20 protein-coding genes are annotated in these 21,232 nt (G+C 59.9%); 15 read left to right on the forward strand and 5 right to left on the reverse strand.

Translation table 11 applies throughout. The features are described from left to right. Positions 1–7 precede the first annotated feature (7 nt). The 4 genes from B0W55_RS10340 (at position 8) to B0W55_RS10355 (ending at position 4,851) form a co-directional block, all read left to right on the forward strand. Positions 8–490: a MarR family winged helix-turn-helix transcriptional regulator gene (locus B0W55_RS10340; RefSeq protein ID WP_077045904.1), complete on the forward strand. Its 483-nt coding sequence runs from the start codon at positions 8–10 to the stop codon at positions 488–490. Further along, entirely contained in the window at positions 480–1,949 is a 1,470-nt protein-coding gene (locus B0W55_RS10345; protein WP_077045905.1) for an efflux transporter outer membrane subunit, read from the forward strand. The genes B0W55_RS10340 and B0W55_RS10345 overlap by 11 nt, the downstream gene beginning before the upstream one ends. Positions 1,950–1,964: 15 nt before the next feature. Next, the gene (locus tag B0W55_RS10350) at positions 1,965–3,167 is read left to right on the forward strand and encodes an efflux RND transporter periplasmic adaptor subunit (protein WP_077045906.1); all 1,203 of its coding nucleotides are present in this window, start codon (positions 1,965–1,967) and stop codon (positions 3,165–3,167) included. Between the two features lie 151 nt (positions 3,168–3,318). Beyond that, the gene (locus B0W55_RS10355; protein ID WP_077045907.1) at positions 3,319–4,851 is read left to right on the forward strand and encodes a DHA2 family efflux MFS transporter permease subunit; all 1,533 of its coding nucleotides are present in this window, start codon (positions 3,319–3,321) and stop codon (positions 4,849–4,851) included. 126 nt (positions 4,852–4,977) lie between these two features. On the opposite strand, the gene lpxH is transcribed toward B0W55_RS10355, so the two are convergent. Together lpxH and B0W55_RS10365 are read right to left on the reverse strand one after the other, a co-directional pair. Beyond that, entirely contained in the window at positions 4,978–5,730 is a 753-nt protein-coding gene (gene lpxH, locus B0W55_RS10360) for a UDP-2,3-diacylglucosamine diphosphatase (RefSeq protein WP_077045908.1), read from the reverse strand. Further along, positions 5,727–6,230, reverse strand: coding sequence for a peptidylprolyl isomerase (locus tag B0W55_RS10365; RefSeq protein ID WP_077045909.1), 504 nt, complete (start codon positions 6,228–6,230; stop codon positions 5,727–5,729). Before B0W55_RS10365 ends, lpxH begins: the two co-directional genes overlap by 4 nt. A gap of 248 nt (positions 6,231–6,478) precedes the next feature. Here B0W55_RS10365 and B0W55_RS10370 point away from each other — a divergent pair, with 248 nt between their 5' ends. After that, entirely contained in the window at positions 6,479–8,176 is a 1,698-nt protein-coding gene (locus B0W55_RS10370; RefSeq protein ID WP_077045910.1) for a glutamine--tRNA ligase/YqeY domain fusion protein, read from the forward strand. 15 nt (positions 8,177–8,191) lie between these two features. Then, a complete protein-coding gene (gene cysS / locus B0W55_RS10375) occupies positions 8,192–9,574 on the forward strand; it encodes a cysteine--tRNA ligase (protein WP_077045911.1) in 1,383 nt (460 codons plus the stop codon). A 167-nt stretch (positions 9,575–9,741) separates the two neighbouring features. Here the strand turns inward: cysS and B0W55_RS10380 are convergent, their stop codons facing one another. Further along, positions 9,742–11,586, reverse strand: a complete 1,845-nt coding sequence (locus B0W55_RS10380; protein ID WP_077045912.1) for a sigma-54-dependent Fis family transcriptional regulator — start codon at positions 11,584–11,586, stop codon at positions 9,742–9,744. 404 nt (positions 11,587–11,990) lie between these two features. Between B0W55_RS10380 and B0W55_RS10385 the strand changes: the two genes are divergently transcribed. From B0W55_RS10385 to B0W55_RS10410, 6 genes are read left to right on the forward strand one after another with little or no spacing between them, the layout of a single operon-like run. After that, entirely contained in the window at positions 11,991–13,085 is a 1,095-nt protein-coding gene (locus B0W55_RS10385; RefSeq protein ID WP_077045913.1) for an ABC transporter ATP-binding protein, read from the forward strand. Continuing rightward, positions 13,085–14,200: an ABC transporter ATP-binding protein gene (locus B0W55_RS10390; RefSeq protein WP_077045914.1), complete on the forward strand. Its 1,116-nt coding sequence runs from the start codon at positions 13,085–13,087 to the stop codon at positions 14,198–14,200. The genes B0W55_RS10385 and B0W55_RS10390 overlap by 1 nt, the downstream gene beginning before the upstream one ends. Continuing rightward, positions 14,197–15,063, forward strand: a complete 867-nt coding sequence (locus tag B0W55_RS10395) for a carbohydrate ABC transporter permease (RefSeq protein ID WP_077045915.1) — start codon at positions 14,197–14,199, stop codon at positions 15,061–15,063. The genes B0W55_RS10390 and B0W55_RS10395 overlap by 4 nt, the downstream gene beginning before the upstream one ends. Before the next feature lie 10 nt (positions 15,064–15,073). Beyond that, the gene (locus B0W55_RS10400) at positions 15,074–15,874 is read left to right on the forward strand and encodes a carbohydrate ABC transporter permease (protein ID WP_077045916.1); all 801 of its coding nucleotides are present in this window, start codon (positions 15,074–15,076) and stop codon (positions 15,872–15,874) included. Positions 15,875–15,884: 10 nt separating this feature from the next. Continuing rightward, positions 15,885–16,157 carry a DUF2160 domain-containing protein gene (locus tag B0W55_RS10405; RefSeq protein ID WP_056854889.1) on the forward strand — a complete coding sequence of 91 codons (273 nt, stop codon included), beginning with the start codon at positions 15,885–15,887 and terminating at the stop codon, positions 16,155–16,157. Positions 16,158–16,204: 47 nt separating this feature from the next. Then, positions 16,205–17,947: an ABC transporter substrate-binding protein gene (locus B0W55_RS10410; protein ID WP_077045917.1), complete on the forward strand. Its 1,743-nt coding sequence runs from the start codon at positions 16,205–16,207 to the stop codon at positions 17,945–17,947. Positions 17,948–18,207: 260 nt separating this feature from the next. Here B0W55_RS10410 and B0W55_RS10415 read toward each other — a convergent pair whose 3' ends face one another. Continuing rightward, entirely contained in the window at positions 18,208–18,585 is a 378-nt protein-coding gene (locus B0W55_RS10415; RefSeq protein ID WP_077045918.1) for a type II toxin-antitoxin system VapC family toxin, read from the reverse strand. Further along, positions 18,582–18,917, reverse strand: coding sequence for a type II toxin-antitoxin system Phd/YefM family antitoxin (locus B0W55_RS10420; protein WP_256576260.1), 336 nt, complete (start codon positions 18,915–18,917; stop codon positions 18,582–18,584). Before B0W55_RS10420 ends, B0W55_RS10415 begins: the two co-directional genes overlap by 4 nt. Before the next feature lie 752 nt (positions 18,918–19,669). Between B0W55_RS10420 and B0W55_RS31525 the strand changes: the two genes are divergently transcribed. From B0W55_RS31525 to B0W55_RS10435, 3 genes are read left to right on the forward strand one after another with little or no spacing between them, the layout of a single operon-like run. Further along, positions 19,670–20,287, forward strand: a complete 618-nt coding sequence (locus B0W55_RS31525; RefSeq protein WP_371807263.1) for a PAAR domain-containing protein — start codon at positions 19,670–19,672, stop codon at positions 20,285–20,287. A 24-nt stretch (positions 20,288–20,311) separates the two neighbouring features. Continuing rightward, entirely contained in the window at positions 20,312–20,779 is a 468-nt protein-coding gene (locus B0W55_RS31110) for a polymorphic toxin type 44 domain-containing protein (protein ID WP_077045920.1), read from the forward strand. After that, the gene (locus tag B0W55_RS10435; protein WP_256576259.1) at positions 20,760–21,203 is read left to right on the forward strand and encodes a hypothetical protein; all 444 of its coding nucleotides are present in this window, start codon (positions 20,760–20,762) and stop codon (positions 21,201–21,203) included. Before B0W55_RS31110 ends, B0W55_RS10435 begins: the two co-directional genes overlap by 20 nt. The last annotated feature ends 29 nt before the right edge of the window (positions 21,204–21,232 follow it).

Raw genomic sequence — 21,232 nt, forward strand, 5'->3', positions numbered from 1 at the left:
TGGTCAGATGAAGCATTTCTCTCCAGACAACTTCCACAATTGCCATCTCGGCCTGTTGCTCGGCCGCGCTGCGCTGCTCAAGGACCGGATCATCGATACGCACATGGAACCCCACGGCATCACCGCCGCGCAGTTCAAGGTGCTGATCATCATGGCCCAGTACGGTGTCGATACGCCGGGCGAGCTGTGCCGGCACTTGTCCCTCGACAGCGGCTCGATGACCCGCATGCTCGATCGTCTGGAACAGAAAGGCTTCCTCGCTCGCCAACGCTCGGAAGCCGATCGCCGTCAGGTGCAACTGGTATTGACCGAACAGGGCCAGCAACTGGCTGGCCTGTTGCCGCACATCGGCGCCGACGCCATGAACGAGCTGGCAGGCGCGGTATCCCCTGAAGAACTGAAGACCCTGGAACACATCCTCAAGAAAATTTTGCTGGCGGCCGGGGACTCGATCACCCTGCTGCGGGTAGGTGGTAACGATGAACAGTAAAACCCTGCGCACTGGCCTCAGCCTGGTGCTGTTGGCCATGACCCTGGCCGGTTGCGCCAATTACAGCGGCCTGACCACCGAAGGCGTCAGCCTCGATGCGAAGAACCTCAAGGCCGGGCAATCCCTCAGCGGCGTGACCCTGTCGCCAGCGGCGTGGCCCAAGCGCGACTGGTGGAAAAGCCTCGGCGACCCGCAGCTCGACGGCCTGATCCGCGAGGCCCTGCGCGACAGCCCGGACATGCAGATCGCCGACGCCCGTGCCCATCAGGCCAACGCGGCGGCCTCAGCCGCCGACGCCGATCGGATGCCGACCCTCGATGCCAGCGCCGGTGTCAGCCGTTCGCGACTTGCCCGCGATCAAGACCCGAAGGGGCAGGGTGGCAACTACGCCACCGTGCGCAACATCGGTGCCAGTTTCAATTACAACTTCGACCTGTGGGGCGGTCAGCGCGATGCCTGGGAAGCCGCACTGGGCCAGGCCCGTGCCGCCGAAGTCGACCGGCAGGCCGCGCAATTGTCACTGTCTGCCGACGTCGCCCGCGCCTACAGCGACCTGGGCCAGGCGCACATCGTTTATGACCTGTCCGCCGAAGACCTCAAGCGCACCCGGCAAATGCTCGACCTGAGCCAACGTCGCCTGAGTGCCGGGATCGACAGCCAGTACCAGTTCCAGCAAACCGAAAGCCTGGAAGCCACTTCCCAGGCCAATCTGGTCGACGCCGAGAAACGCCTGAACAGCGCGAAAATCGCCCTGGCCGTACTGCTCGGCAAAGGCCCGGACCGCGGCAATGAAATCGCCCGGCCGCAAATTCTCAAGGCCAGCGCCGTGGCACTGCCGTCGGTGTTGCCGGCCGAACTGCTCGGGCGTCGCCCGGACCTGGTGGCCGCGCGCTGGCGGGTCGAGGCGGCGAGCAAGAACATCGACGCCGGCAAGACCCGCTTCTATCCCAACTTGAACCTCAGTGCCGCCGCCGGTGCCGAATCGTTGTTGGGCGATGCGATGTTCGGTTCGGCAAGCCGCTTCTTCAACATTGCACCGACCATTTCCGTACCGATTTTCGATGGCGGCCGCCTGCGCGCCGACCTCGATTCCCGCGATGCCGATTACGACCTCGCGGTAGCGCAGTACAACAAAAGTCTGGTGCGGGCGCTGGGGGATGTCAGTGACAGCGTCAACCAGTTACGCGATATCGGCCGGCAGATCGCTGCCCAGCAGCACGCTACCGAGATCGCTCAGGATTCTTACAACACCGTGGTCCAGCGGTACGGTTCCGGCATCGGTAACTACCTGGACGTGCTCAGCATCGAGCAGCAATTGCTCCAGGCCCAGCGTCAGCTGGCCAACCTGAATGCCGAGCGGATCGACCTGTCGATTCAACTGATGCAGGCACTGGGCGGCGGTTTCGAGCCTGAGGCTGTTGCCTCGGCGAACGCCACACCAGCCACGCTGACCCATTAATTCAAGGTACTTGTCATGGCCACTGCCGATACAACCCCAACTGCTGAAAACGCCCAGGGCACTCCCAACAAGGGCAAGCGCAAACTCATGTTGCTGATCCTCGCCATCGTGGTCGTCCTGGCCGGCGCGGGCGTCTGGGCTTATCACGAGTTCTACGGGCGCTGGAGCGAAAGCACCGATGACGCCTACGTCAACGGCAACGTGGTGGAAATCACCCCGCTGGTCACCGGCACCGTGGTGAGCATCGGCGCCGATGATGGCGACCTTGTTCACGAAGGTCAGGTGCTGGTGAACTTCGACCCCAACGACGCCGAAATCGGCCTGCAGAATGCCCAGGCTCAGTTGGCGCGCACCGTGCGTCAGGTGCGTGGCCTGTACAGCGATGTCGATGGCATGAAAGCCCAGGTCAATGCGCAGAAAGCCGAAGTGCAGAAAGCCCAGGACAACTTCAGCCGCCGCAAGAACCTCGCCGCCGGCGGGGCGATTTCCCAGGAAGAGCTATCCCACGCCCGGGACGACCTGACCTCGGCGCAAAACGCCCTGGCCAACGCCGAGCAGAAACTCAAGACCACCAGCGCGCTGGTCGACGACACCGTGGTTTCTTCCCATCCGGACGTGATGGCCGCCGCCGCGCAACTGCGTCAGGCCTACCTGACCAACGCACGCAGCACCTTGATTGCGCCGGTCACCGGTTATGTGGCCAAACGTACCGTGCAACTGGGCCAGCGGGTCCAGCCGGGCACCGCATTGATGGCCGTGATCCCGCTGGATCAACTGTGGATTGACGCCAACTTCAAGGAAACCCAACTGCGTGACATGCGCATCGGCCAGCCGGTGGACGTCGAAGCCGACGTCTACGGCAGCAGTGTGAAATACAGCGGCACCATCGACAGCCTCGGCGCCGGTACCGGCAGCGCGTTTGCTCTGCTGCCAGCGCAGAACGCCACCGGTAACTGGATCAAGATCGTCCAGCGGGTGCCGGTGCGGATTCATATCAACGCCGACCAACTGGCCAAGCACCCGTTGCGGGTCGGCCTGTCGACGGTGGTCGATGTGGACCTGCACGACCAGAGCGGCCCGGTGCTGGCGCAACAGCCGCCGCAAAAGGCGTCGTTCAGCACCAACGTCTACGACCGTCAGTTGGCCGAAGCCGATGCGATGATCACGCAACTGATTCACGACAACAGCGCCGCGGTCAGCAAGACCGCCAATCGCTGATTTGACAATGTGCCGACTCGGTGGGAGCGGGCTTGCTCGCCAATGGGTCGGCACATCCAGCCTTGATGTGACTGACACACCGCTTTCGCGAGCAAGCCCGCTCCCACAGGGTCAGTTGCGTTTGTGATATTCAGGTTTCAAAGGATTCGCGATGAGCAATAACGCGTCGTTCACGCCGCCCAGCCTGGTGCTCAGCACCATCGGCCTGTCGCTGGCGACCTTCATGCAAGTGCTCGACACCACCATTGCCAACGTGGCGCTGCCGACCATTTCCGGCAACCTGGGGGTGAGTTCCGAGCAGGGCACCTGGGTCATCACTTCGTTTGCGGTGAGCAACGCCATCGCCCTGCCGCTGACGGGCTGGCTCAGCCGGCGTTTCGGCGAGGTCAAACTGTTCATCTGGGCCACGCTGCTGTTCGTGCTGGCGTCGTTCCTGTGCGGGATTTCTACTTCGATGCCGGAACTGGTGGGCTTTCGAGTCCTGCAAGGGGTGGTGGCGGGGCCGTTGTACCCGATGACCCAGACCTTGCTGATTGCGGTCTACCCGCCGGCGAAACGGGGGATGGCCCTGGCGCTGCTGGCGATGGTGACGGTGGTGGCGCCGATTGCCGGGCCGATCCTCGGTGGCTGGATCACCGACAGCTACAGTTGGCCGTGGATCTTCTTCATCAACGTGCCAATCGGCCTGTTCGCCGCCTGGGTGGTCACGCAGCAGATGAAGAAACGCCCGGTGGTCACCAGTCGCCAGCCAATGGATTACGTCGGTTTGATCGCCTTGATCATCGGCGTCGGCGCTTTGCAGATCGTCCTTGATAAAGGCAACGATGCAGATTGGTTCGAATCGAGCTTCATTGTCATCGGCTCGGTGATTTCCGTGATCGCCCTGGCGTTCTTCGTGATCTGGGAAATGACCGATGAGCATCCGGTGGTCAACTTGCGGTTGTTCGCCTACCGCAACTTCCGGTGGGGCACCATCGTGCTGATTCTGGGCTATGCGGGGTTCTTCGGCATCAACCTGATCCTGCCGCAGTGGCTGCAAACCCGTTTGGGCTACACCGCGACCTGGGCCGGTTTCGCCGTGGCGCCGCTGGGCATCCTGCCGGTGCTGCTGTCACCGTTTGTCGGCAAATACGCACCGCGTTTCGACATGCGGGTCCTGGCGGGCGGGGCGTTCCTGGCCATCGGTCTAAGCTGTTTCATGCGCGCCGGCTTCACCAACGAAGTGGACTTTCAGCACATCGCGATGGTGCAACTGTTCATGGGCATTGGCGTGGCGCTGTTCTTCATGCCGACCCTGACCATCCTGCTGTCGGACCTGCCGCCGCACCAGATTGCCGATGGCTCGGGCCTGGCCACCTTTCTGCGGACCCTGGGCGGCAGCTTTGCTGCCTCGCTGACCACCTGGATCTGGATCCGCCGCGCCGACCAGCACCATGCGTACCTGACCGAAAGCATCACGCCGTTCGACCCGGCCACCCGCGAGGCGCTGACGAATCTGGGCGGGGCAGGGGCCAAGGCTTATACGCAGCTGGAACAGACGGTGATCAGCCAGGCGTACATCATGTCCACGGTGGACTACTTCACCTTGCTGGGCTGGATGTTCATGGGGCTGATACTGATCGTGTGGCTGGCCAAACCACCGTTCACCGCCAAGGCCGGTCCTGCGGCCTCTGCGGGCCACTAAGCACCGCCGCCCCCTTGTAGGAGCGAGTTCACTCGCGATGGACGTCAACGATGACGCGGGGAACCTGATACCCCGCGGTGCGCCGGCTTCCATCGCGAGTAAACTCGCTCCTACAGAGGGCGGTGGCTAGGCGGAAGGCGCAGCCAATTGCGGCGGCGGGGTGAAATCGAACGGCGCCAACGCAAACCCGCCATCATCGACCTGCAACGCCCAGCCCTGACGATCCCAATCCCCCAGCACAATGCGCCGGGCGGCCTGATCACCCAGCTGCAACTTGTGCACGGCCGGGCGGTGGGTGTGGCCGTGGATCAGGGTTTTCACGCCATATTGCTGCATGATCCGCGGGATTTCTTCGGGCGTGACGTCGACGATGTCATTGGCCTTCATCCGTGTTTGCGCCCGGCTTTCACTGCGCAGCTTGCGCGCCAGTTTGTGCCGCGTACTCAAGGGCAGATGGCGCAGGATGAACAGGGTGATGGGGTTGCGCAGGTAGCGACGCAGCTTCATGTAGGCTTCGTCGCGGGTGCACAGGCTGTCGCCGTGCATCAACAGCACCGGCTCGCCGTTGAACTGCACGACACTCGGGTCTTTCAGCAAGGTGCAGCCGGCCTGTCTGCAGAAGGCCTGGCCGAGCATGAAATCGCGATTGCCGTGCATCAGGAAAATGGCCGTGCCACTGTCGCTCAACTCGCGCAGGGCCTGGCAGATGGAACGCTGGAAGGGGGTCATGGCGTCATCGCCAATCCACGCCTCAAAGACGTCGCCCAGAATGTACAACGCACTCGCCGAGCGGGCGCGTCCGGCGAGCAAATCCAGAAACGCCCGGGTAATGTCCGGGCGCTCCTCTTCCAGATGCAAGTCTGAAATCAGCAATATCACTCAACGATCTCGGCTTTCTCGATGATCACGTCGTCTGCTGGAACGTCCTGGTGGCCGGCCTTGGACGTGGTGGCCACGGCTTTGATCTTGTCGACAACGTCCTGACCGGCGGTCACTTTGCCGAAGACCGCGTAGCCCCAGCCCTGCACGTTCTTGCCGCTGTGGTTGAGGAAGCTGTTGTCAGCGACGTTGATGAAGAACTGCGCGGAAGCCGAATGCGGCTCCATGGTACGGGCCATGGCGACAGTGTATTTGTCGTTGGAAAGACCGTTGTCGGCTTCGTTCTGGATGCTCGGACGCTTGTCTTTCTTTTCTTTCATGCCTGGCTCGAAACCGCCGCCCTGGATCATGAAGTTACCGATGACGCGGTGGAAAACGGTGTTTTCGTAGTGACCGGCTTTGACGTACTCGACGAAGTTGGCCACGGTGATCGGGGCCTTGTCGGCGTTCAGTTCGAGGACGATGTCGCCAAAGTTGGTAGTCAGTTTGACTTGGGTCATGATCGGTACTCTTTCTATAGAATTCGTGGGCATTGGAACCTGGGGTTCCGCTACCGGTTCAGCCTGATCGGCCAAGGTGCGCAGTTTAGCGTGACAGGCGCGAATTTCGAGGCTGTTTTTTCTTTTACGGCCGATTAAATGCGACCGTTTGCCAAGCACGCTCTGTCAGGTGCTTGACGGCATCGGCTATGATAGCGCCTTTGTTTTGTCCGGCCTGAACGCAGGCCACGCACCTCGCCAAGGATTCTATGAGCAAGCCCACTGTCGACCCTACCTCGAATGCCAAGACCGGCCCTGCCGTGCCGGTCAACTTCCTGCGGCCGATCATCCAGGCGGACCTGGACTCGGGCAAGCACACGCAGATCGTCACCCGTTTCCCGCCTGAGCCCAACGGCTACCTGCACATCGGTCACGCCAAGTCGATCTGTGTGAACTTCGGCCTGGCCCAGGAATTCGGCGGCGTCACGCACCTGCGTTTCGACGACACCAACCCGGCCAAGGAAGACCAGGAATACATCGACGCGATCGAAAGCGACGTCAAATGGCTGGGCTTCGAATGGTCCGGTGAAGTGCGCTACGCCTCGCAGTATTTCGACCAGTTGCATGACTGGGCCGTCGAGTTGATCAAGGCCGGCAAGGCCTACGTCGACGACCTGAGCCCGGAACAGGCCAAGGAATACCGCGGCACCCTGACCGAGCCGGGCCGCAACAGCCCGTTCCGTGATCGCTCCGTGGAAGAAAACCTCGACTGGTTCGCCCGCATGCGCGCCGGTGAGTTCCCGGACGGTGCCCGCGTGCTGCGGGCCAAGATCGACATGGCTTCGCCGAACATGAACCTGCGCGACCCGATCATGTACCGCATCCGTCACGCCCATCACCATCAGACCGGCGACAAGTGGTGCATCTACCCCAACTATGACTTCACCCACGGTCAGTCGGACGCCATAGAAGGCATCACTCACTCGATCTGCACCCTGGAGTTCGAAAGCCATCGTCCGCTGTACGAGTGGTTCCTCGACAACCTGTCGGTGCCGGCCAACCCGCGCCAGTACGAGTTCAGCCGCCTGAACCTGAACTACACGATCACCAGCAAGCGCAAGCTCAAGCAACTGGTGGACGAGAAGCACGTCAACGGCTGGGACGACCCGCGCATGTCCACGCTGTCGGGCTTCCGCCGCCGTGGCTACACCCCGAAATCGATCCGCAACTTCTGCGAAATGATCGGCACCAACCGTTCCGACGGCGTGGTCGACTTCGGCATGCTCGAGTTCAGCATCCGTGACGACCTCGACCAGAGCGCCCCGCGTGCCATGTGCGTGCTGCGTCCGCTGAAAGTCGTGATCACCAACTATCCGGAAGACCAGGTCGAGAACCTCGAACTGCCGTGCCACCCGAAAGAAGACATGGGCATGCGTGCGCTGCCATTCGCCCGTGAAATCTATATCGACCGTGAAGACTTCATGGAAGAGCCGCCGAAGGGCTACAAGCGCCTGGAGCCGAACGGCGAAGTGCGTTTGCGCGGCAGCTACGTGATCCGTGCCGACGAAGCGATCAAGGACGCCGACGGCAACATCGTCGAACTGCGCTGCTCGTACGACCCGGACACCCTGGGCAAGAACCCTGAAGGCCGCAAGGTCAAGGGCGTGGTGCATTGGGTGCCGGCTGCGGCCAGCGTCGAGTGCGAAGTGCGTCTGTACGACCGCCTGTTCCGCTCGCCGAACCCGGAAAAGGCTGAAGACAGCGCCAGCTTCCTGGACAACATCAACCCTGACTCGCTGCAGGTGCTCACCGGTTGTCGTGCCGAGCCTTCGCTGGGCAACGCACAGCCGGAAGACCGTTTCCAGTTCGAACGCGAAGGCTACTTCGTCGCGGATATCAAGGACTCGAAACCGGGCGCTCCGGTATTCAACCGTACCGTGACCCTGCGTGATTCGTGGGGCCAGTGATTCAAGGGATTTAACGTGCTTACGATCTACAACACGCTCACCAAGAGCAAAGAAGTCTTCAAGCCGCTCGATGGCAACAAGGTGCGCATGTACGTGTGCGGCATGACCGTGTACGACTACTGCCACCTGGGCCACGGCCGCAGCATGGTCGCGTTCGACCTGGTGACCCGCTGGTTGCGGTTCAGCGGTTACGACCTGACCTACGTGCGCAACATCACCGACATCGACGACAAGATCATCAACCGGGCCAACGAGAACGGCGAGTCGTTCGAAGCCCTGACCGAGCGCATGATCGCGGCGATGCACGAAGACGAAGCGCGCCTGAACATCAAGAAGCCGGACATGGAGCCGCGTGCCACGGACCACATCCCTGGCATGCACGCGATGATCCAGACCCTGATCGACAAGGGTTACGCCTACGCCCCGGGCAATGGCGACGTGTACTACCGCGTCGGCAAGTTCATGGGCTACGGCAAGCTGTCGCGCAAGAAGATCGAAGACCTGCGCATTGGCGCGCGCATCGAAGTCGACGAGTCCAAGCAGGACCCGCTGGACTTCGTGCTGTGGAAAGCCGCCAAGCCGGGCGAGCCGAGCTGGGAGTCGCCATGGGGCGCCGGGCGTCCGGGCTGGCACATCGAATGCTCGGTGATGTCGACCTGCTGCCTGGGCGAGACCTTCGACATTCATGGCGGCGGCAGCGACCTGGAATTCCCGCACCATGAAAACGAAATCGCCCAGAGCGAAGCGGCTACCGGCAAGACCTACGCCAATGCGTGGATGCATTGCGGCATGATTCGCATCAATGGCGAGAAGATGTCCAAGTCCTTGAACAACTTCTTCACCATCCGCGACGTGCTCGACAAGTACCACCCGGAAGTCGTGCGCTACCTGCTGGTGTCCAGCCACTACCGCAGCGCCATCAACTACTCGGAAGACAACCTCAAGGACGCCAAGGGCGCCCTGGAGCGTTTCTACCACGCGTTGAAAGGCCTGCCGAGCGTGGCGCCAGCGGGCGGCGAAGCCTTCGTCGAGCGCTTCACCCAGGTGATGAACGACGACTTCGGTACCCCGGAAGCCTGTGCGGTGCTGTTCGAGATGGTGCGTGAGATCAACCGCCTGCGCGAGAGTGATCTCGACGCGGCGGCCGGTCTGGCGGCGCGCTTGAAGGAGCTGGCCAGTGTGCTGGGTGTGTTGCAGCTCGAAGCCGATGACTTCCTGCAGGCCGGTGCCGAAGGGCGTGTGGATGCAGCGCAAGTCGAAGCGCTGATCGCCGCGCGCCTGGCTGCTCGCGCCGGCAAGGACTGGGCCGAGTCCGACCGCATCCGCGACCAGCTCACCGCCATGGGCGTGGTGCTGGAGGATGGCAAGGGCGGCACGACCTGGCGTTTGGCGGACTGATAGCCTGTGCGCTGAAAAGCAAAACCCGCCTTGTGCGGGTTTTTGTTTTTGGGGCAGGGCGTAAGTGAAGTGGCGTCGCGGCTGACGCCTTCGCGAGCAAGCCCGCTCCCACATGGGGTCACCGTCACCTGTGGGAGCGGGCTTGCTCACGAAAGACTGCGCGGCAGTCAGCCGTCCGATTGGCGCAATCGCTTGTAGAGGGTATTGCGACTGACCCCAAGCCGTCGCGCCAAGTGCGAAATGTTGCCGCCGACCGCCTGCAACTGCCGGTTCAAATCCTCGGCATCATCCAGGTCCACCGCCAACGGCTCCGGCGATTGCACCGGCTCCATCTCCAGATCGACAAAAAAATCATCCGGCAAATGCTCCGGCCGCACCGGTTGTTCTTCGGCCATGGCCAGCGCCACCTGCATCACGCTGCTGACCTGACGCAAATTCCCCGGCCACGGATGACGGTCAAATAATTCCAGCACCTCACGACTCAACCCCGCCCACTGAGTCGGCTCGCGATGCTGTTCCCACAAGCGCTTGAACAAGGCCTGCTTGTCACTGCGTTCTCTCAAGGGCGGTAACTCAAGGGTCAAGCCGCCGATGCGGTAATACAGGTCCTCGCGGAAACGCCCCAACTGCACCTGCTCGCGCAATGAACGGTTGGTCGCCGAAATGATGCGGATGTCCACCGGGAACAGCTCACTGCTGCCCACCGGTTGCACGCAACGCTCCTGCAACACCCGCAACAATCGGGCCTGGGTCGGCAGCGGCATGTCGCCGATCTCATCGAGGAACAGGGTGCCTTTGTCAGCCTTGCGAATCAGGCCGATGCTGCCTTTCTGGTTGGCGCCGGTGAACGCGCCTTTTTCGTAGCCGAACAGCTCGGACTCCACCAGTTCGGCGGGGATCGCCGCACAATTCACCGCAATGAACGACTGTTTGTTGCGGGAGCTGGCCTGATGCAATGCCTTGACGAACACTTCCTTGCCGACCCCGGTTTCGCCATGAATCAACAGCGGGATGTCTTTTTCCAGCAGGCGCTCGGCCTGACGCACGGCTTTTTCCACGCGACTGTCGCCGAAGTGCAGGGTGTTGAGGCTGATGGTGGTCGGCGCCGGTGCCGCCATGGTCCTGGCTTCAGAAAACACGCGCGCCTGAACCGGAACCTGCTTCGGCCGTTTCAGCACGCACTGGAAACGGTTACGCCCGGAAGCCTGGAGCGAGAAGGGCAGCCCTTCGGGTTGATTGAGCAATTCCAGCAACGACACTTTGAACAGGCTCTCGACACTGACCCGCGACAACCGCAGCCCCAGCAGATTATCGGCGCGACGGTTGGCGGACAGCACCTGGCCGCTCTCGTCGAAGATCAGCAACCCGGCCCACTGACTGTCGAGGTTGTTCAGGCCGGTGTTGAACGTCAGCTGGAAATGCTGGCCGTGGAACAGGTTGAGGATCAGCCGGTTCTCCACGGTCTGGCTCATCATCTTGACCATGCCCAGGGTGTGGGACGGCGGCAGGTAGCTGTCGCTGGACACGTCCAGCACCGCGATGACCTTGCGCTCGGCATCGAAAATCGGCGCCGCGGACCCGGTCATGAAGCGGTTGGCCTTGAGGAAGTGTTCATCGTGCTCGATGTGCACCGCCTGTTCACAGGCCAGCGCAGTACCGATGGCATTGGTACCGCTGCATCGCTCCATCCAACTGGCGCCGGCGCTGAAACCACGGGCCAGGCCAGGCTCGATAAAGCGTTGAGTGCCCCAGGAGGTCAACACCTGGCCTTGATTGTCGGCCAGCATGATCAGGCAATTGGAGTTGCTCAGGATGTTCTCGTAATACGGCAGCACTTCCTGGTGCGTGGTCTGCACCAATGAATGCTGGCTCTCCAGCAACTGCGCGATGCCATCCGCCGGCAATTGATCGAAGGCGGGAGTGCTTTGATGACTCAAGCCGAACGCGCGGCAACGGGACCAGGAGTCCTGGATGATGGCGTCATGGGATAACGCGGGGGCAGGTGCGGCCATGGCAGTCAGCCTCTGATTAACGCTTTTATTGTTGTTATGAGGTAGTTCTGGAATACAACACCATGTGGGAGCGGGCTTGCTCGCGAAAGCGGTATTTCAGCCTATGTATGTACCGACTGACACATTGCTTTCGCGAGCAAGCCCGCTCCCACATGGGTTCAGCGGCATTGGCCGGATTCCGGGGAAGCAAAAAGCACCTGTAGAGTGTTGTTCACTAATGTTCATTGTCAACCGTTGAAGTGTTCAGTTGTTCAGTTGCGATTGTTCATTTGTGTTCAGCATCGAACGCGACTCATAGGTCATTTTCAGCGATTTCCAATAAAATCAACATGTTGTGATTTCTGGCACAGATGTCGCTATAGAGCTCCGGTCGCTTGACTCCAAAAAATAAAAAAGGCCGAGCCATGTCATTAACCCTGGAGCATGTCAGCCGCACCGTCGAGGGCCAGACCTGGATTGACGATGCGTGCCTCAGTTTCGAACCTGGATCCTTCAACGTTTTGCTGGGGCGCACCCTGTCCGGCAAAACCAGTCTGATGCGCCTGATGGCCGGGCTGGACAAGCCCGACAGCGGCCGCATCCTGATGAATGGCGTGGATGTCACCCAACGTCCGGTGCGCTTGCGCAATGTGTCGATGGTGTATCAGCAGTTCATCAACTACCCGACCATGACCGTCTTCGACAACATCGCCTCGCCGTTGCGCCAGGCCGGTGTGTCCAATGAGCTGATCCAGAGCAAGGTGTTGGAAACAGCGAAGATGCTGCGCATCGAGAAATTCCTCAAGCGCTACCCCCTGGAACTTTCCGGCGGCCAGCAACAGCGCACGGCCATGGCCCGGGCGCTGATCAAGGATGCCGAGCTGATCCTGTTCGATGAGCCGCTGGTCAACCTCGACTACAAATTGCGCGAAGAGCTGCGCCAGGAAATGCGCGAACTGTTCAAGGCACGGCACACCATCGCCGTCTACGCCACCACCGAGCCCAACGAAGCCCTGGCACTGGGCGGCACCACCACCATTCTTCACGAGGGGCGGGTGATCCAGAGCGGCCAGTCTTCGGCGGTCTATCACCAGCCACAGACCGTGCTGGCGGCGGAGCTGTTTTCCGAGCCGCCGATCAACCTGATGCCTGGGCGCATCGCCGGCAACGAAGTGAGTTTCGCCAATTTCGTGCACTTCCCGTTGAACGTCGATCTGCGCCCGGTGGGCGAGGGAGAATTTCGCTTTGGCGTGCGCCCCAGCCATATCTCGCTGGTGCCGAGCAACGACGATGACCTCGAACTGGCGGTGACCGTCGAAGTGGCGGAAATCAGCGGCTCGGAAACCTTCCTGCACGTGCGCAACGAGCATTTTCTGCTGGTGCTGCACTTGCCCGGCGTTCACGAATACGACGTCGATGCGCCTATCCGCATCTACATCCCGACCCATAAACTGTTTGTGTTCGATACGCAGGGGCGGCTGGTTCAAGCGCCCGGCCGGCGTGTCGCGAGGGTTGCCTGATGGCCGAAATCCGTTTGCAGAACCTCGCCCACAGCTACACCAGCACGCCGAGCGGGCCGGAGGATTACGCGATCCGCGAGATGGACCACATCTGGGAACAGGGTGGCGCCTATGCCTTGCTCGGCCCGTCGGGCTGTGGCAAGTCGACCTTGCTCAACATCATTTCGGGGTTGCTCAGCCCGTCCCAGGGCCATGTGCTGTTTGACGGCAAGGCGGTCAACGACCTGACGCCGGAGAAGCGCAACATCGCTCAGGTGTTCCAGTTTCCGGTGGTCTACGACACCATGACGGTGTTCGACAACCTGGCTTTCCCGCTGCGCAACCAGGGCATGGCCGAAGCGAAAATCCACACCAAGGTCCAGGAAATCGCTGAAGTCCTCGACCTGCAGAACCTGCTGAACAAGAAGGCCCGCAACCTCACCGCCGACGAAAAACAGAAAGTCTCCATGGGCCGCGGCCTGGTGCGCGATGACGTGTCGGCGATCCTGTTCGATGAACCGCTGACGGTGATCGATCCGCACCTGAAGTGGAAACTGCGGCGCAAGCTCAAGCAGATCCACGAGCAGTTCAACATCACCATGGTCTACGTCACCCACGATCAACTGGAGGCCTCGACCTTCGCCGACAAGATCGCGGTAATGTACGGCGGCCAGATCGTGCAGTTCGGTACGCCGCGGGAATTGTTCGAACGGCCGAGCCACACCTTCGTCGGCTATTTCATCGGCAGCCCGGGGATGAACCTGATCGAAGTGCAGCCGCAGCCAGGTGGCGTGGGCTTCGCCTCGACCCATTTGCCGCTGTCGGAAGCGATGCAGAAACGCATCGCCGAATCGACCTGGCAAACCCTCAAAGTCGGCATCCGGCCCGAGTTCGTCCATGTCTGGGACGAGCCGTTCGATGACGCGCTGCGGGCACAAGTGGTACACGTCGAAGACCTCGGCACCTACAAGATCATGACCCTGAACCTCGACGGCGCCACCCTCAAGGTGCGTCTGGCCGAAGACAAACCGGTACCCGAAGGCACGGCCTACATCAGTTTTCCGGCGCAGTGGCTGATGGTCTACGCCGACGAATTCCTGCTCGAATCCCAAGCCAATGATGAGGTGCAGCCATGAACAAGGTGCAGAACAACAAGGCCTGGTGGTTGGTGCTACCGGTGTTCCTGCTGGTGGCGTTCAGTGCGGTGATCCCGATGATGACCGTGGTCAACTATTCGGTGCAGGACATCTTCGACCAGTCCAGCCGCTTCTTCGTCGGGGCCGACTGGTACAAACAGGTGTTGCTCGACAAACGTCTGCATGACTCCTTGCTACGCCAGTTCATCTACTCGGCCTGCGTGCTGCTGATCGAAATCCCCTTGGGGATCGCCATCGCCCTGACCATGCCGACCAAGGGGCGCTGGTCGTCGGCGGTGCTGATCGTCCTGGCGATTCCGTTGCTGATCCCGTGGAACGTGGTCGGCACCATCTGGCAGATCTTCGGTCGCGCCGACATCGGCCTGCTCGGTTCCAGCCTCAATGCCATGGGCATCAGCTACAACTATGCGGCGAACACCATGGATGCCTGGGTCACCGTGTTGGTGATGGATGTATGGCACTGGACCTCGCTGGTGGCGCTGTTGTGCTTCTCCGGTCTGCGGGCGATTCCGGATGTGTATTACCAGGCGGCACGGATCGACCGGGCCTCGGCCTGGGCGGTGTTCCGGCACATTCAGTTACCCAAGCTCAAGAGCGTGCTGTTGATCGCGGTGATGCTGCGCTTCATGGACAGCTTCATGATCTACACCGAGCCGTTCGTGCTCACCGGTGGCGGCCCGGGCAATGCCACGACGTTCCTCAGCCAGACCCTGACGCAAATGGCGATCGGCCAGTTCGACCTGGGGCCGGCGGCGGCGTTCTCGCTGGTGTACTTCCTGATCATCCTGTTGGTGTCCTGGCTGTTCTATACCGCCATGACTCACTCAGACGCCAACCGTTGAGGCCCGCGCCATGAGCAAAAGAAAGCTGATCCCGTTGCTGCTCTACATCCTGTTCCTGCTGGTGCCGATCTACTGGCTGCTGAACATGTCGTTCAAGAGCAACACCGAAATCCTCGGCGGTTTGACGCTGTTTCCTACTGACTTCACCCTGCACAACTACAAGGTGATCTTCACCGATCCGGCCTGGTACACCGGTTACCTCAACTCGCTGTACTACGTGAGCCTGAACACGGTCATTTCCCTGAGCGTGGCGTTGCCGGCGGCTTACGCGTTCTCGCGCTATCGTTTCCTGGGGGACAAGCACCTGTTCTTCTGGTTGCTGACCAACCGCATGGCGCCGCCGGCGGTGTTTCTGCTGCCGTTTTTCCAGTTGTATTCATCGATCGGCCTGTTCGATACGCACATCGCCGTGGCCCTGGCCCACTGCCTGTTCAACGTGCCGTTGGCGGTGTGGATTCTGGAAGGTTTCATGTCCGGTGTTCCCAAGGAGATCGACGAAACGGCCTATATCGACGGCTACAGTTTCCCCAAGTTCTTCGTGAAGATATTCATCCCGCTGATCGGCTCCGGCATCGGTGTGACGGCGTTCTTCTGCTTCATGTTTTCCTGGGTCGAGTTGTTGCTGGCGCGAACCCTCACCTCGGTCAATGCCAAGCCCATCGCGGCGGTGATGACGCGCACGGTGTCGGCGTCGGGTATCGACTGGGGCGTGCTGGCGGCGGCGGGGGTGTTGACCATCCTGCCGGGCATGCTGGTGATCTGGTTTGTTCGCAACCACGTGGCCAAGGGCTTTGCCCTGGGCCGGGTATGAGGAATCGATGATGGAATGGATGAGCTGGACCGTCCCCACGGCGGCATTCTTCGGTGTGATTGGCTTGATCCTGGTGGGCATGACCACTTGGGAGTTGCGCTCGCCGAGCGTTCTTCGGCGTGGTTTTCTGCCGATTGCCACCACCCGTGGCGATCGGTTGTTTATCGGTCTTCTCGGCAGCGCCTACTTGCATTTGCTGGTAATTGGCGTGACCGACTGGAGCATCTGGGTGGCGTTCGCGTTGTCCCTGGTGTGGCTGTTGGCTGTGATGCGTTGGGGCTAGTCGAATCGCTCGGCAATGTTGCTCCCAAATTCAATAAGGAGGTCTCTATGTTCGACAAAAACAATAAGCTGCGACATAGCATTTCATTGGCAGCCATGCTGGCACTCAGCGGTTTGAGCGCTTCGGCCTGGGCCGATGCCTATGAAGATGCCGCGAAGAAATGGATCGGCAGTGAGTTCAAGCCGTCCACCTTGACGGCGGATCAACAACTGGCAGAACTGAAGTGGTTCATCAAGGCGGCCGAGCCGTTTCGCGGGATGGACATCAAGGTCGTCTCCGAAACCCTGACCACCCACGAGTATGAATCCAAGGTACTGGCCAAGGCCTTTACCGAGATCACCGGGATCAAGGTCACCCACGACTTGCTGCAGGAAGGCGACGTGGTGGAAAAGCTGCAGACCGTGATGCAGTCGGACAAGAGCATCTATGACGGTTGGGTCAACGACTCGGACCTGATCGGTACGCACTTTCGCTACGGCAAGACCGAAGCGATCACCGACCTGATGGCCAACGAAGGCAAGAACTTCACCTCGCCGACCCTGGATCTCAAGGACTTCATCGGCCTGTCCTTCACCACTGCGCCGGACGGCAAGCTTTACCAACTGCCTGACCAGCAATTCGCCAACCTGTACTGGTTCCGCGCCGATTGGTTCGAGCGTGCAGACCTCAAAGCCAAGTTCAAGGAAAAGTATGGCTATGAGCTGGGCGTACCGGTGAACTGGTCAGCCTATGAAGACATTGCCAAATTCTTCAGCGAAGACGTTAAAGAGATCGACGGCAAGCGCGTCTACGGGCACATGGACTACGGCAAGAAAGACCCGTCCCTGGGCTGGCGCTTCACCGATGCCTGGTTCTCCATGGCCGGTGGCGGTGACAAGGGCCTGCCCAACGGCTTGCCGGTGGACGAGTGGGGGATTCGCGTCGAGGACTGCCATCCGGTCGGTTCCAGCGTGACCCGCGGCGGCGACACCAACGGCCCGGCAGCGGTCTTCGCCACGCAGAAATACGTCGACTGGCTCAAGGCCTACGCGCCACCGGAAGCGGCGGGCATGACCTTCTCCGAATCCGGTCCGGTACCGTCCCAGGGCAACATCGCCCAGCAGATCTTCTGGTACACCGCCTTCACCGCCGACATGACCAAGCCTGGCCTGCCGGTAGTGAACGCCGACGGCACGCCGAAATGGCGCATGGCGCCGTCGCCACGCGGCCCGTACTGGGAAGAGGGCATGAAGCTGGGTTATCAGGACGTGGGTTCCTGGACCTTCATGAAGTCCACGCCTGAGAAGCAGAAACTCGCAGCCTGGCTGTACGCGCAGTTCGTGACCTCGAAAACCGTGTCGCTGAAGAAAACCATCGTCGGCCTGACGCCGATCCGCGAGTCGGACATCAACTCGCAGGCCATGACCGACCTGGCGCCGAAACTCGGCGGCCTGGTGGAGTTCTACCGCAGCCCGGCCCGCGTGCAATGGACCCCGACCGGGACCAACGTGCCGGACTATCCGCGTCTTGCGCAGCTGTGGTGGAGTCACATCGCCGAAGCCGCCAGCGGCGAGAAAACCCCACAGCAAGCCCTCGACGGTCTGGCCAAGGATCAGGACGCCATCATGTCCCGCCTGGAACGTTCGAAAGCGCAAACCACCTGCGCCCCGAAAATGAACCCCGAGCGCGACGCGCAATACTGGTTCGACCAACCGGGCGCACCCAAGCCGAAACTGGCCAACGAAAAGCCCAAAGGCGAAACCGTGAGCTATACCGAGCTGCTGAAATCCTGGGCGAATGCGCCTAAATAAAACGGCTGTAGTGTGAAAGGCGAACGGCACCGAAAGGTGCCGTTTTCTTTTGACGATTCGCATCCACACTCAACCAGGTTCGATTGATGCAATGCAGTCAAATGTGGGAGCGGGCTTGCTCGCGAAGGGGCCAGCCCTCACACCCATGTCCCTGACCATCATGAAAATCAAAAGATCGCAGCCTGCGGCAGCTCCTACAGGAGGATCGGATTCCAGTGCAGGAGCTGCCGCAGGCTGCGATCTTTTGATTCTGAAAATGCTTAAACCAATACAGCCAGTTCGGTGTACCGGGTCAGTATGGGATCGACGGTGAGCAGTTTCATGGGTTCTGTCATGGCGGTGGCCACGATGAGGCGATCGAACGGGTCGCGATGGTGATGTTCCAGGTTTTTCACCGCAATCGCGTGTTCTGGCGTTACTGGCAACTCAATGAACCCGCTTTCGAGGCAGTACTGGCGTATTTCGTCCGGATCTACATCCAGTTTACCCAGCCCGACCTTGATCGCCATTTCCCAGAATGTCGCTGCGCTCACGTAGATGTCCGCAGCGCTTTCGATCAGTTTTCTCGCCTTGGCTGAAAGCCTGGGATCATCGCTGAGTGACCAGAGCAGAATATGGGTGTCGAGCAAAACCCTCATTCATGAGTTCCTTCGAATGCATCGAGCATTTCGTCTGGCAGTGGTGCATCAAAGTCTTGGGGTAGAACCAGTTTGCCCTTCATCGCACCGATACGCCGGCCACCGGTTTTTCCCACTGGAACCAGACTAGCCAGGGCCCGACCATGTTTGGCAATCGTGATGATTTTCCCGGCTGCCGCTTCATCGACGAGCTTGGACAGATTGTTTTTGGCTTCGGCCAAAGGAACGATGATCATGGGTTCTCTCCCGTATTCTGGACAAATATAGCCAGAATATTTCGGGGCGGTAAAGGCAGATGAATAATAGGTTGCTTGTTCCCCGACGTTGCACATCGTCATACATATATCCTGTGTCATTGACCACTCCTGTCTAACTGCGACTTACCTTAACGTTCGGATCGATAGTGGTATGTCAGTAATGACGGATTGCGATGCACCACTCTTCTGGACAAGTGGTAGGCAGGAAGACCAAAAGATCGTAACGGGCGACAACTCCTACACGGGCAGGGCATAGACCCTGTAAGAGCTGTCGCAGGCTGCGCTCGGTAAAGCGAGAACGTTGCTTCGGCGCAGGTCTTATTGTTCAACGAGCAAGGGTCCACCCGCAGGGTCGCCATGTGGGCGGCCACTGGCCGAAAAGTCGTCGTTTGTAACTACCGCTGTAGGAAATAGGCAGTTTGCTTCTGCGAAACTTCCTATTCGTTCTTTTTGACCGTGCCATCGGGATTGCTGCCAGCAGGCTCCCAACTTCTTATTAGTCATCGCCCAATCCTTTCCCGCCTCTGCGAGAGGGAGGGGAGGGCAACTCAAATCGATGACAATAAGGACGTTGCACATGCATGCCCCCCTGAACCCCTCCTATCCCAACGAAGTCAGCGCCGGATACCTGCGCAATCTGGACGCCCCGTACTCACTGAAGAGCGACTCGTAGCGTTATCCGATGATTCTCTGGCGCTGGTCGGCCGCCATTTGTGCAACGGTCACGGGATCGTGAACACATTGCGAGGCGGTTGCTTGTTGGTGGGTCGGGAGCGCGCGCCCCTGGTCGAGGAATGTCTGCCTCGCATCCAGCAGGGAGAACATCAATGAGCGAAGGGCATTTCATTGGCCTGCACGACAAGACCACCTGCGGCGGCAAAGTCCTGGATGGCCATACCGGCATCATGATGTTCGGCATTGCCCATGCCCGCGAAGGCGACCGAGTCACCTGTGGCAAGGATGGCAAGACCTACAACATTGTCGGTGGCATTTCCTACATGATCAGTCATGGCAAAGCCATCGCCGGCACGCTGGATAGCTATAGCAATTGCCCCTGCAAGGCCCGACTGATCCCCTCGGTGTTCGGGGCCACTTATGAAAGCGCCAACGCCGCACCGCCAGCGGGCAGGGCCGCCGTTCATTCCGCCAGACCGTCGGAAAGAGTGGTGACGTCAGACTCCCGAATGGCTGATCCAAAACTTGCCAGGCCATTCGCCACCTCACGCGGTGGTCTTCTTGCAACCGCCAGCTGCAACCATCCGGATCAAATGGAAGAACTGGCCGGGTATATAGCTGGGGAGATGAATCGGAACATCCGGCATCCCGTCGTTTTGCAAATGAAGGAACTGCTTGATTACGACAGCAGCGCGGCTGCCAGAAAGTTTCTGCAGTTACCTTGGTACGCCAGACTGGCGGGGCCGCCGAATTTCAAAGCTATCGCATAGACGAAGCAGCTTGAGGCAATGGCAATGTGGACCAAGCAAGTCGGTCAAAATATGGAGTGGGATCACAAGCCGAAACTTCGGAAACGATTCGCCGGAGTTCGACACAAACAAGGCAAGTACGAGTACTACTACGATATTTGGTCAAACATCCACTACGGTTATGTCGGAATCATAGGCGGGCTTTCCGAAACCTTGCTACTAGACGGCGCAGGAGCCGAACAAATTGCATCAGATACCCTGCGCAAGGTCGAAGAGATACGAACTATCCCCAAAAAAGATAGAAAACTCCCTGGCCCTCATCCAACGGCAAGCTCTTGGACTGAATTACGATCATGGGATGATGTAGCTGACAGAGTGTCGATAAGCATCGGCGTAAAGCTCGCCCATCAATATCCTAATGGCGGGATAACAGCGCAAATGATCATGAGTAAAGTGTTGGCAGTAGCTCCAGAAGACTGGGGAGATGGAGTCAGTGTCCACGTCTGTACATAAACCGCGATTTCGTTATCTGGGATGGATAAGGATTCCATTGCTACCACTGCTGCTGCCACTGCTGGCGTTGTGCTTGATCGCCCTATGGGATGTTTATGTACTACCCGGCGCAACCGTCAATTATTCCAAGGATGCCAAGCAGGGATTACGGTACACATGGAACGTCCAAGACCGGATATACCGGGGACGGATGTCTCCTGGAAATGCGGTGAGTGACCATGGATATCTATTCCCGGATACCGAGTTTTTCATGGAGTTTTCGTGGGCAGCCGAGAACGAGCGTTGGCATTGCATCAGCATCACACCGAAGTGGCCCAACACGCATGTTTTCCTCGATGCTGACGGCGACATCGATATCGAGAAAGGGAGTGTTATCGACGGTGTCAGGTTAAAAGAGTGTCAATGGGATTTGGTGAAACCATGATCACGAACGGTAGCGAAAGGTTGTGCGCA

Origin of the sequence: Pseudomonas sp. KK4 (assembly GCF_001984065.1) — a bacterium.
GTDB lineage: Bacteria > Pseudomonadota > Gammaproteobacteria > Pseudomonadales > Pseudomonadaceae > Aquipseudomonas.